At 42.2% G+C, this 11,342-nt stretch carries 13 protein-coding genes and 1 other RNA gene; 7 read left to right on the top strand and 7 right to left on the bottom strand.

The genetic code is table 11. The features are described 5' to 3' along the window. Positions 1-106: 106 nt before the first annotated feature. On the top strand, positions 107-787 hold the full coding sequence (ung, locus tag AB204_RS19465) for a uracil-DNA glycosylase (protein ID WP_047965044.1): 681 nt from the start codon (positions 107-109) through the stop codon (positions 785-787). A 63-nt stretch (positions 788-850) separates the two neighbouring features. Here ung and grpE read toward each other — a convergent pair whose 3' ends face one another. Continuing rightward, the gene (gene grpE / locus AB204_RS19460) at positions 851-1,432 is read right to left on the bottom strand and encodes a nucleotide exchange factor GrpE (RefSeq protein ID WP_047965043.1); all 582 of its coding nucleotides are present in this window, start codon (positions 1,430-1,432) and stop codon (positions 851-853) included. A 124-nt stretch (positions 1,433-1,556) separates the two neighbouring features. Between grpE and nadK the strand changes: the two genes are divergently transcribed. The 3 genes from nadK (at position 1,557) to bamE (ending at position 4,700) form a co-directional block, all read left to right on the top strand. After that, positions 1,557-2,435 carry an NAD(+) kinase gene (nadK, locus tag AB204_RS19455; protein WP_047965042.1) on the top strand — a complete coding sequence of 293 codons (879 nt, stop codon included), beginning with the start codon at positions 1,557-1,559 and terminating at the stop codon, positions 2,433-2,435. A 134-nt stretch (positions 2,436-2,569) separates the two neighbouring features. Further along, positions 2,570-4,243 (top strand): DNA repair protein RecN, encoded by a 1,674-nt coding sequence (gene recN / locus AB204_RS19450; RefSeq protein ID WP_047965041.1) that lies wholly within the window; start codon positions 2,570-2,572, stop codon positions 4,241-4,243. 112 nt (positions 4,244-4,355) lie between these two features. Further along, a complete protein-coding gene (gene bamE / locus AB204_RS19445) occupies positions 4,356-4,700 on the top strand; it encodes an outer membrane protein assembly factor BamE (RefSeq protein ID WP_047965040.1) in 345 nt (114 codons plus the stop codon). A gap of 72 nt (positions 4,701-4,772) precedes the next feature. On the opposite strand, the gene AB204_RS19440 is transcribed toward bamE, so the two are convergent. Together AB204_RS19440 and AB204_RS19435 are read right to left on the bottom strand one after the other, a co-directional pair. Beyond that, positions 4,773-5,066, bottom strand: coding sequence for an RnfH family protein (locus tag AB204_RS19440; RefSeq protein WP_047965039.1), 294 nt, complete (start codon positions 5,064-5,066; stop codon positions 4,773-4,775). Further along, positions 5,059-5,493: a type II toxin-antitoxin system RatA family toxin gene (locus AB204_RS19435; RefSeq protein WP_047965038.1), complete on the bottom strand. Its 435-nt coding sequence runs from the start codon at positions 5,491-5,493 to the stop codon at positions 5,059-5,061. The genes AB204_RS19440 and AB204_RS19435 overlap by 8 nt, the downstream gene beginning before the upstream one ends. A 157-nt stretch (positions 5,494-5,650) precedes the next feature. On the opposite strand from AB204_RS19435, the gene smpB reads away from it, so the two are divergent. From smpB to AB204_RS19425, 3 genes are all read left to right on the top strand, one after another. Continuing rightward, the gene (smpB, locus tag AB204_RS19430; protein ID WP_047965037.1) at positions 5,651-6,133 is read left to right on the top strand and encodes an SsrA-binding protein SmpB; all 483 of its coding nucleotides are present in this window, start codon (positions 5,651-5,653) and stop codon (positions 6,131-6,133) included. Positions 6,134-6,185: 52 nt separating this feature from the next. Continuing rightward, positions 6,186-6,549: a transfer-messenger RNA gene (gene ssrA / locus AB204_RS21740) on the top strand. Between the two features lie 1,136 nt (positions 6,550-7,685). Then, positions 7,686-7,901: a hypothetical protein gene (locus tag AB204_RS19425; RefSeq protein WP_053067956.1), complete on the top strand. Its 216-nt coding sequence runs from the start codon at positions 7,686-7,688 to the stop codon at positions 7,899-7,901. 123 nt (positions 7,902-8,024) lie between these two features. Here the strand turns inward: AB204_RS19425 and AB204_RS19420 are convergent, their stop codons facing one another. The 4 genes from AB204_RS19420 to AB204_RS22590 all read right to left on the bottom strand — a co-directional run bounded on the left by AB204_RS19420 (position 8,025) and on the right by AB204_RS22590 (position 10,476). Beyond that, complete coding sequence (locus AB204_RS19420; protein ID WP_084728634.1) at positions 8,025-8,825, bottom strand: IS5 family transposase; 801 nt, start codon at positions 8,823-8,825, stop codon at positions 8,025-8,027. Between the two features lie 142 nt (positions 8,826-8,967). Continuing rightward, positions 8,968-9,195 carry a hypothetical protein gene (locus tag AB204_RS19415; RefSeq protein WP_152671586.1) on the bottom strand — a complete coding sequence of 76 codons (228 nt, stop codon included), beginning with the start codon at positions 9,193-9,195 and terminating at the stop codon, positions 8,968-8,970. A gap of 363 nt (positions 9,196-9,558) precedes the next feature. Beyond that, positions 9,559-10,104, bottom strand: a complete 546-nt coding sequence (locus AB204_RS19410; RefSeq protein ID WP_047965035.1) for a YopT-type cysteine protease domain-containing protein — start codon at positions 10,102-10,104, stop codon at positions 9,559-9,561. A 105-nt stretch (positions 10,105-10,209) separates the two neighbouring features. Further along, positions 10,210-10,476: a hypothetical protein gene (locus AB204_RS22590; protein ID WP_152671585.1), complete on the bottom strand. Its 267-nt coding sequence runs from the start codon at positions 10,474-10,476 to the stop codon at positions 10,210-10,212. Positions 10,477-11,342 lie beyond the last annotated feature (866 nt).

The raw sequence follows: 11,342 nt of genomic DNA, 5'->3' as shown, positions 1-11,342 counted from the left end.
TTTTCATTCTATAAATTAAACTTGGATTGGGATACTAGGGTTTCCCTATGCCAAGGGAATCGGTAAGCTTAAGTCCATCTGATAATCATATAGAAAGGGATTGGTTATGTCCGCACCTCTCACATGGCACGATGTCATCGGCAATGAAAAGAAACAGCCTTATTTCGTTGATACATTGGCTTATGTTGCCAACGAACGTCAGGCTGGAAAAACCATTTATCCGCCACAGCAGGATGTTTTCAACGCATTCCGTTATACCGAATTGGCTGATGTAAAAGTGGTGATTTTGGGACAAGATCCTTATCACGGCCCGAATCAAGCCCATGGACTGGCTTTCTCAGTACAACCCGGCATTCCGGCGCCGCCTTCTCTTGTCAATATGTACAAAGAACTGGAATCGGATATTGCTGGATTTACCCGCCCTAATCACGGTTGCTTGATCAGTTGGGCAAAACAAGGTGTGTTATTGCTCAATACCGTGCTGACTGTTGAGCGCGGCAACGCACATTCCCATGCGAATTTGGGATGGGAAACTTTCACCGATAAAGTCATTGCAGCAATCAACGAACATCGTAGCGGGGTTATTTTCCTGCTTTGGGGTTCTCATGCCCAGAAAAAAGGCCATTTTATTGACACCCAACGCCATCATGTGCTGAAAGCACCTCATCCTTCACCATTGTCAGCACATCGCGGTTTTTTAGGTTGCAGACATTTTTCACAAGCCAATAGTTTGTTGGAAACACAAGGATTGTCCCCAATCGATTGGACACCTCAGTTACCTCAATAATCGTGCTCTGCCTACAAAAATGCCGCCTCTAGATGGCGGCATTACATCACGGAATACCGTAATTTATTTAGAAACTGCAACCATTGCAGGACGCAGTAAACGACCATTCAAGGTATAACCTTTCTGCATCACCAACATGACGTGATTCGGTTCATGCTGATCAGATTCCATCATGGTCATCGCCTGATGTACTTCAGGATTGAAAGGCACATTGGTGTCACCAACAACTTCAATACCAAACTTACCCACTGCATCAATAAAAGATTTCAGCGTCAGTTCAATACCTTCAATCATAGGTTGCAATGATTCATTGGCACGATCAGAAACATCTAGCGCACGTTCCAGATTGTCGATTACAGGCAGGAGTTCATTAGCAAATTTTTCTAATGCGAACTTATGTGCTCTTTCTACATCCTGCTCGGTACGACGGCGAATATTTTCCACTTCAGCACGAGCACGTAGCATAGCATCACGTTCGTTAACCTGGGCCTGTTTCAACTGTTCTTCCAGCTCGGCAACACGCGGGTCAACAACATTTTCAGTCTCTGGCGCGTCTGCCTGTGCTGTACTAATTTGTTCCTCTAATACATTTTCTGTATTTTCTGAGACTTGCTCGTCAGGTACTTTTTGGTCTTTACTACTCATGAATATCTCCGCGTATTTTGTATTATCTTCGCCATTCCAGCTTATTATGGGGATCAATACGCGGGATTCAAGGGAACACATCATATTGTGAGGGCAAAACCATATGCTGAAGGAAATAACAGCAATGAATAATGAATTCAAATGCATCGGTATTGTCGGTCGTCCACGTCATCCTGAAGCACTGGCCACCCATGAAATGCTTTACCATTGGCTAGTATCTAAAGGTTATTGCGTTATTGTGGACAGACAAGTTGCAAAAGATATTGGTTTAAAGGGTGCTCAAACCGGAGGGCTGACCGAAATCGGTAAAATTGCCGATCTGGTGATTGTTGTCGGTGGAGATGGCAACATGCTTGGTGCTGCCAGAGTGCTATCACGCTATGATATCAAAGTCATTGGTATCAATCGGGGTAATTTAGGTTTTCTGACTGATTTAGATCCCGATAATGCTTTACAACAGCTCTCTGAAGTTTTGGACGGCGAGTATCGGGATGAAAAACGTTTTCTACTTGAAGCTCAGGTCACAAAAAAAGGACAAAAACCCCGGCACAGCACAGCCCTGAACGAAGTGGTATTACATCCGGGTAAAGTTGCCCATATGATTGAGTTCGAAGTTTATATCGATGAACGTTTTGCCTTTTCCCAACGTTCAGATGGCTTAATCATAGCAACCCCTACAGGTTCCACCGCCTACTCTTTATCTGCCGGAGGGCCAATATTAACACCAAACTTAAATGCCATCGTGCTGGTGCCAATGTTTCCGCACACACTTTCAGCACGCCCTCTTGTGATCAGCAGCGAAAGTAGCATTCGATTGAAATTTTCTCAAAACAGTAATGATTACGAAGTGAGCTGTGACAGCCAAATTGTTCTGCCTATCCAAGACGGTGAAGAAGTCATTATCAAACGCAGCGAATATAATCTGCATTTGATTCACCCGAAAGATTACAACTACTTCAATACGCTGAGCACAAAACTGGGGTGGTCAAAAAAAATGTTCTAAAAACACTGCTCCCTACTTTACTGTATAAAAAACCAGTTTATACTGTATGTAAGCACAGACATGCTTTTATGCACAGGAACGTGTTTTTATACACAGGAACGTGTTTTTATACACAGTAAAGCAGGAGGAGCACAATGCTGACTCAGTTGACCATCAGTAATTTTGCCATCGTTCGCGAACTTGAAATTGATTTCCGCTCAGGAATGACGGCAATTACAGGAGAAACCGGAGCCGGTAAATCTATCGCGATCGATGCATTGGGTTTATGTCTTGGCAATCGTGGCGAAGCCAATATGGTTCGCTCTGGTGCTCCCCGTACCGATCTTTGTGCCCGTTTTTCACTGACAGATGCCCCTTCTGCACGTAAGTGGCTTGAAGACCATCAGCTTGATGAAAGTTTTGATGACAACAATGAGTGCCTTCTGCGTCGCACGATTACTGCGGATGGGCGCTCTCGGGGTTTCATCAACGGTACTGCCGTGCCACTTTCCCAGTTACGTGAATTAGGTTCACATCTGATTCAAATTCACGGGCAACATGCCCATCAATTACTGTTAGAAAACCGTCATCAAAGACGTTTACTGGATATCTATACGGGCGACTTTGAACTCCATCATGAAATGAAACAGGCGTACCAACAATGGAGACAAAGTTGTCAGGATCTCTCACAATTTCAACAACAAGCCCTTGAGCGTCGGTCACGTCAGCAATTGCTGGAATATCATCTGAAAGAACTGAACGAACTGTCACCACAACAAGGGGATTATCAAGAACAAGACAGCGAATATAAACGGCTGGCAAACTGTGGGCAATTCCTGTCAGTCAGCCAGAACATTCTCCAGATCTTAAGCGATAATGATGAGCAAAACATTATCAGCCTTCTCAGCTATGCACGAAGTGAACTTACAGAACTTGCTGGCATGGATCACAAGCTCAGTAACTTACTTAACATGCTGGAAGAAGCTGCTATCCAAATCAATGAAGTCAGTGATGAATTGCGTCATTACAGTGATCAATTGGAACTGGATCCTAACCGTTTATTCGAGCTGGAACAAAAAATTTCCCAGCAAATCAGCATGGCACGTAAACACCACGTTGCACCGGAAGAGCTGCCAGCCTTACATCAGCAATTGTTGGAAGAACAGCATCAGTTATCCCAACAAGAAGATGATTGCGCTCATCTGAGTGAACTTGTCAGCCTGCACTACCAGCAGGCTCTGACCGTGGCAGAAAAACTGCACCATATCCGCCAGAAATATGCTATAGAATTAAGCCAACTGATAACAAGTAGCATGCACCAGCTTTCCATGCCTCATGGTCGTTTCACGATTGATATCACCTTTGAACCGGAGCATTTAAACATTGATGGTGCCAGCAAAGTTGAATTCAATGTAACAACCAACCCCGGCCAACCTCACCAATCATTGGCAAAAGTGGCATCGGGCGGTGAGCTATCCCGTATTGCACTGGCTATTCAGGTGATTACCGCGAAGAAAATGGAAACACCAGCCCTCATCTTCGACGAAGTTGATGTTGGTATCAGTGGCCCAACGGCAACAATCGTCGGTCGCCTACTGCGTGAATTGGGAGAATCAACCCAAGTTATGTGCGTTACCCACCTACCGCAAGTGGCAGGATGTGGGCATCAACACTTTTACGTTAGTAAGCAGACTGATGGAGAAGAGACAGAAACCCAAATGCAACTATTGGATAAAAAAGCACGGCTCCAAGAACTGGCGCGGCTTTTGGCGGGGAGTGAAGTGACAAAAAATACACTGGCCAATGCAAAAGAGCTGTTAGCGGCATAAATTAATACAACTTTTTTGTATAATTGAAGTCATAGGTAAACGCGTAGAGGTTTTCAATCTCTTCAATGTTTATTATCATCGACGGCTTAACTCCTAAAGGAATGTAATCACTATGCGCTGTAAATTATTGACTGCCGCTACTGTATCACTTGTTATGCTGACTGCGGGTTGCTCTACGTTTGAGCGAATTGTTTATCATCCTGATATTAATCAAGGGAATTACCTGACGCCGGCTGCGGTATCAAAAATCCAGAAAGGGATGACTCAGCAGCAAGTCGCTTACACTTTGGGAACCCCAATGCTAACTGATCCGTTTGGAAGCCAGACTTGGTATTACATTTTCCGCCAGCAACCGGGGCACGAAAAAGCCACTCAGGAAACCTTAACACTTACCTTTGATGGCAAAGGTGTGCTGACCGATATCAAGAACGAAAAATCACTACCTGAAAATAAATAAGATGTGGGTTTTATTTATTCGCCAGTCCAATTCCAATATAGTGCTGGCGAATAAGTAGACTTTTGACTGGTATTATTGAGCATTATTTTTAGCGCGTTCTGCTCGCTTACGCCGCATTTCTTTGGGATCAGCAATGAGAGGGCGATAAATTTCTACACGGTCTCCCTCTTCCAGCATATCTGTCAGTTTGGCTGGTCGGCTATAAACGCCAACTTTATTCTTAGTCAAATCGATATCATTACGTAATGTCAAAAGACCAGACGCAACAATCGCTTGTTCAACCGTTGCTCCCTGCGGTACTTTCACATTACACAGATATTGCCGTTCAGGCAGAGCATAAACGACTTCGATATTGATCTCAGACACTATAAACCTCACGTGCGCGTTGGGTAAAAGCCTGAACCATATTACCGGCCAATTCCTTGAATACCTTACCAAAGGCCAATTCAATCAACTTATTGGTAAATTCAAAATCGAGGTGCAGCTCAACCTTACAGGCATCCTCACTTAGTGGAATAAAATGCCACCCTCCCATCAACTTACGGAAAGGTCCATCAACAAGCTGCATTTTGATACTTTGATTATCGAATAACGTATTACGCGTTACAAACGTCTTACTGATCCCTGCCTTAGAGACCTCAACCGAAGCCGTCATTTCATTATTACTACTGCTTATTACACGGCTACCCACACACCCCGGTAAAAAATCCGGATAAGAAGTCACATCATTGACCAATTTATACATTTGTTCCACGCTGTAAGGCACTAGCGCAGAGCGACTAATCTGAGGCATATCATTTCCTGTAAAACGTAACAGCGCTGAATAATACCACTTAAATGTGATTAAATAAAAACCTGATGACATTTAGAACAATAAATGTGCATTCATCGCTAAATATCATACAGAAGAGATTTCTTTCACTAACGCATACAGTATAATACAACGCATTATGACAAAGAAAAAAGCACACAAACCCGGTTCGGCAACAATTGCCATGAATAAGCGAGCCCGCCACGAATACTTCATCGAAGAAGAATTCGAAGCAGGCTTATCCCTACAAGGTTGGGAAGTCAAATCACTGCGCGCTGGCAAGGCTAACATCAGTGAGAGTTACGTTTTGCTCAAAGATGGCGATGCTTATCTTTTTGGTGCCACAATAACGCCACTGAATGTTGCTTCTTCCCATGTAGTTTGCGATCCGACACGGTCACGCAAGCTACTACTGAACAAACGTGAACTTGATTCATTATATGGTCGAATCAATCGCGAAGGTTATACCATCGTTGCGCTTTCCATGTATTGGAAAAATGCTTGGTGCAAAATCAAAATTGGCGTTGCAAAAGGTAAAAAAGAGCACGATAAACGTTCAGACATTAAAGAACGTGAGTGGAAATTAGACAAAGCGCGAATTATGAAGAATTCAGGGCGTTAATTACTGGCATTCTTGCTCAATATTCTGATATACTTGCGTTTAACACACTTTTGGGGCTGATTCTGGATTCGACGGGATTCGCGAAACCCAAGGTGCATGCCGAGGGGCGGTTGGCCTCGTAAAAAGCCGCAAAACAATAGTCGCAAACGACGAAAACTACGCACTGGCAGCTTAATAACCTGCGCAGAGCCCTCTCTCCCTAGCCTCCGCTCTTAGGACGGGGATCAAGAGAGGTCAAACCCAAAAGAGATCGCGTGGATGCCTTGCCTGGGGTTGAAGCGTTAAATCCAATCAGGCTAGTTTGTTAGTGGCGTGTCTGTCCGCAGCTGGCAAGCGAATGTAAAGACCAGACTAAGCATGTAGTACCGAGGATGTAGGAATTTCGGACGCGGGTTCAACTCCCGCCAGCTCCACCAAATTTGGTAGGACAGTGTAAGGACAACAACTTGAAAAACAAGAAGTTAGCAAAGTTGGTAGGTCACTGTCATGACAGTAAAAGGACTTAAAAAGATACGCAAAAGATACGCGGCTCTTTTTTCCAAGCACCTCAGAATCCCCCTCTGAGGTGTTTTTATTTGTAACGAATGTATTTCTATTTGTAAGAAAGTGTAACAAAAATACACGCCATTTTTGTCTGTCTTGGGTCTGATTTACCCGTCAGATCATTCCCTCCAAAACAAATATTGAAGAACGGACATTATTATTTTATCCGAAAAATTCACTGTCAAAATTCCTCTCTGAAATAATGCCTTTCTGTACATATAAACAGTGATTTTAAATATTCAAATTTTTTGATGTTATTTAGCGAATGATTTTTTTGCTAAAGAAGTTAGGGTCAATTCCAAAGTAAGGATGAAAAGGAGTTTTCCGATTTCAAATCAGGAAATCACAACACAGGAGGGCTTGAATCTAAGCCGTCCGGTAAAAGCCTTATAAAACAACACGGCCAAAGTGACGGCCTCGGATAAATCAATGAGTTATTGAGGTGTGAGAAATTTTTCGCATACCCACAGGCTAAATTTTCAGCCAATGACTGAGCGAAAAGTTTCGCTGAGTAACCGGACGAAAGTTCGGCTGATTGAACTGAGTGAACATTATTCACTTGGTTTAAAATTAATGAGTAATTTATAACCAACCCGAAATTATCGGGTAGCCTCTGAGATTGAAGACTCCTTAAACTCAAGGAGTCCCTATTTATGAACTGTACCCCAAAAGTTGAACTAGTTAACTCCAACTTAAAGGGTGCAAATCAATGGAAAGAAAAAAAAGAACATTTGAATTTAAATTAAAGGTTGTTACACATTTCTTAAATACTTCTGACGGACAAAAACGAACAGGAGCCAAATTTGGCATTAATGAGAGCAATGTCTGAAACTGGGTTAATTTATATAAATTACATGGTGATGATGGTTTAAAACACTCAAAACAACACTATTCTGTTGAAAGAAAAGAGTTTATCATCTTATACAGAAGAGATAATAACCTTTCATTTAGACAAGCTGCAGAATACTTTAACCTTCGCTGTGCTCATTCCTTGGTTATCTGGGATAAATTGTACGAGAATGGAGGTAAAGCAGCTTTAGCAAGAAAACCAAATCCAGTTAAGATGAAGAAAAGCAGCGAACCCAAAACCCAACACAAAGCAGATCATAAGAAAACTCAGTTAGAATTAATTGAAGAGATTACTTATTTAAGAGCCGAACTTGATTACTTAAAAAAGCTCAATGCCTTAATTCAGCCAGAAAATGTACAACAAAAGCAAAAGTAAAGCTAATTAATGAGTTAAGGCAAAATTATCCACTAAAGGTTTTGTTGCGTGTTGCTAATATGGCTAAAAGCACCTTTTTTTATCATGCAAAATCATTAGCTCTGCCAGATAAGTGTTTAGAGCTTATTCAGTATTTTTTCTACGCAACAGCACGACAAGGAATGCTAGATTGACGAACTGAAGGCTGGTATTCAAATGCCTCTCACAGTTCTTCCACAATCGTCGACATTTTTCTAGCCAACCAAATGAACGTTCGACGACCCACCGCTTGGGTATCACCTTGAAAATATGTAGTTCACTGCGTTTGGCTATTTCGACCGTCGCGCCCAATATATGATGCACACCCTCCGCGAAGGTTTCTCCGGTATAACCTCCATCGGCTAACACACTCTTCACGCAGGAAAGCGACTTCTTGTGCTGGGTAAATGCCATCAAAGCGCCTTTTCTGTCCGTGATATTGGCCGTTGTTACTGTCATTGCATGAGGTAAACCCTGCGTATCTACCGCGATGTGTTGTTTGATGCCAGAAATCTTTTTACCTGCATCATAGCCTTTTTCACGGGCCGTATCCGTGTTCTTAACGCTTTGCGAATCAATGATCACGAAAGTGGTGTTGTCGTTCCGATCATTGCTGATGCGGGCCTCGCCAACCGCATTTTTTAACGCCTGCTCCAGCAGGCTTGGCTCCGTTTCTGACGGTCTCTCTTTCCAAAGTTTGAAATAGTAGTACACGGTACTCTTACTGGGAAAATCACTGGGGAGCATATCCCACTGGCAACCACTCTTGAGTAGATACAGCAGTGCGCAAAACACGTCATACACATCGACTTTTCGGGGACGTGTGCGTTTTCGACTGCTGAACAACAAAGGTTCAATTTCCTGAAAAACTTCTCGACTGATATCACTAACATAGGCTTTTCTCATTCCGATGGGATACAGGAAAAATAGTCACGTTTGAAAAAGATTCTGAATAGGCTGTAAGAATATTGTGCGCCTTTATCAGTTCTGACTGTGTTATCACTAAATCGGTTAATTCTATATCAACCGTTAAGGTAGCCTCTGTTAGCTATGGCGAATCTTTCTTAGTTATTTTTCTATTTCGGGAAATAATTACACCAATTTCCCAACTGGTGACTGAATCCCACTCAAGAATGCCACCAGTTGGATCGGGGTATAAACGGAATTCGATTTCCCCTGCTTGGGCTAAAAGTAATAGCTCCATCTCAGAACGGTTAATAGTCTTTGTAGCTAAATCTAAAGGATAGTATTCAAGATTAAAAGATACGTCGCTCATAACGTCCGCCTTATAACGTTGTGCCTTAACAATAGAGGTGATGAGGCAGGCGGTAAGGCGTACCGCTTTTCTCTCCGTCGAGATAGCCCCATCGAATAACATTGCGCTATAGCTGGTGGTTTTTGTCCAAAGTCTAATCGCGCTGTTTCAGAACAATTAAGCTCAATCAAGGGGTTATGGTGATTTTTCATATAACTTGTTGATTGATACTAACTTCCTGCATTGGAGTAAGTTGACGGGAGAAAGAAAGATTCTAACTCCTTGAATTGGTTTAATTCCGTTTAGTAGACGAAATCACTTTGCTGGTGGATTTACGGGCAAGATGTAAATATGTAGCTTGGCGTCTATGCACGATCATGGCTTCTAGGTTGATGCAATTGAATGTACAAGAATGTAATAGCATGGCCTCGCCATCGTCCCTATTCCATCACGGTTAGGCCAATATCTTTTCTCAAACCATGTTATAAAATTTTGACGCGTCGGGAAATGGACGCAACCAAAATTGGGGTCGAAACAATCAACCCCCTGGGCAGTTACTGCTAGGCCAATAGCATGATCTCCATATGCCAAAGCTTCATAACCTTCATGAATAGTAGCTAAATTTTCCACGATATTATCGCCATCATAACGGCTTATCCCCCTATAAGATAATCCGTTTTCATTAATAAAGCGCATGCCATCCATGCTCTTAGCTTTAAGGTTTTCAACTATTTTTATATAGCTAGGAAGTTTGATATTTCCGGGGAATAGATGAGACTTTCCTAATTTGTGCATCTTTACCCAAGCCATTACCAAACTACTACAAGCCCCATTTTGCATAGTCGAAGAGAACTTAAGGGGAAAATGTAGAGTTTGATTAAAGCGAAATACCCAATTTCCCCCAAATCTATCAGCATCTAATAAAGACATCTTTAAATATCTCCCATTCACTATGAGTTTGGTCTACGTCAAAAAAGTTAAGGGTAAAAATATGCTAAAAACAGAGTATACAGGTTTTACCTAATGTAAAGGGTTTTAGACCAGACTGCGTATTTGCAGTGTGGCTATATTCCGGTAAGGCGCCGGAATTAAACCTAACCCTTTGATAATATTAGCAATCACCAATGGGGAAAGCCGGGCGATATGGGGATTCCCATAACGGTTCAAACTCCTTTTTTCAGGGTATTTGAGCTTTATCAATTGGTTATAGAGCGTGTGAGCAAAGCCTTGTATGGGGCTTAGTATTGCCCGTAATACCTGAGATTTGCCCTGTGAGCTGGTGGAGGTGGTCGGATTGACCAAAGGCGGGATTCTGCCTTAGCTAACTGGACAAATTAGGCCAGTTAACTCTGTACCGTTCGCGCAGGTATACGGGCAAGTGATAGTTTTTTTACTACAGGGCGCTTAATGCTGAACTGTGCTTATCTGCATAGTTTCCGTGGAAGCCATAGATCAAGTCGATTTCCAAAGGTTCATCTAATGCCTCCAGACACCCAAGACAAACCCAAGAAAATAATCAGTCAGATACCGAGTGTATACTTAATGAGGCGACCCCATGTTGATTTGAGTATCATCGAAGCCGCCTACGTAACCTAAGTTATCCACGATAATTTTCAGAGTAAAGCACACATCCATGCTGGAGCCCACCAATTATCCGCTGCGCACTTGCCTACACAAGCCAACCACTCTGCATCTGTTTGATAAGGACTACAAATAAAAGCAGTTGCTTGAACAGGAACAAGTAGAAAATAAGAGGCACATAACGCGCCAACCAAGTATTTTTTCATCTTGTTTGTCCTCTGTTATTACTAACATTATTTTCCATAACAGTGACAAATTAACCCAACTTATTGATAAACCATAAATTCATCTTTTACTCGATAACTAGATAAACATTTATGCCTTTGTCAGTTAGAGAAAATAACCATGACAGTTAATAGTATTAAATGACAATTATTTCAATACTTATTATATAATAAAAAGCAATAACAAATAGTTCCTTATGAATTTTAAGATGCAGTACACGGGCAATGGGTAGACTTTTTACTACAGGGCGTTTAATGCTGAACTGTGCTTATCTGCATAGTTACCGTGAAAGCTGTAGTGGTCAAGAAATACCGGACACATTTTTAGCCTCTTCCCACTGCTTTTCATATTCAACCGGTGAA

The organism is Xenorhabdus khoisanae (genome assembly GCF_001037465.1).
GTDB classification, from domain to species: domain Bacteria; phylum Pseudomonadota; class Gammaproteobacteria; order Enterobacterales; family Enterobacteriaceae; genus Xenorhabdus; species Xenorhabdus khoisanae.
This window is presented reverse-complemented; position numbering and strand designations above follow the sequence as displayed.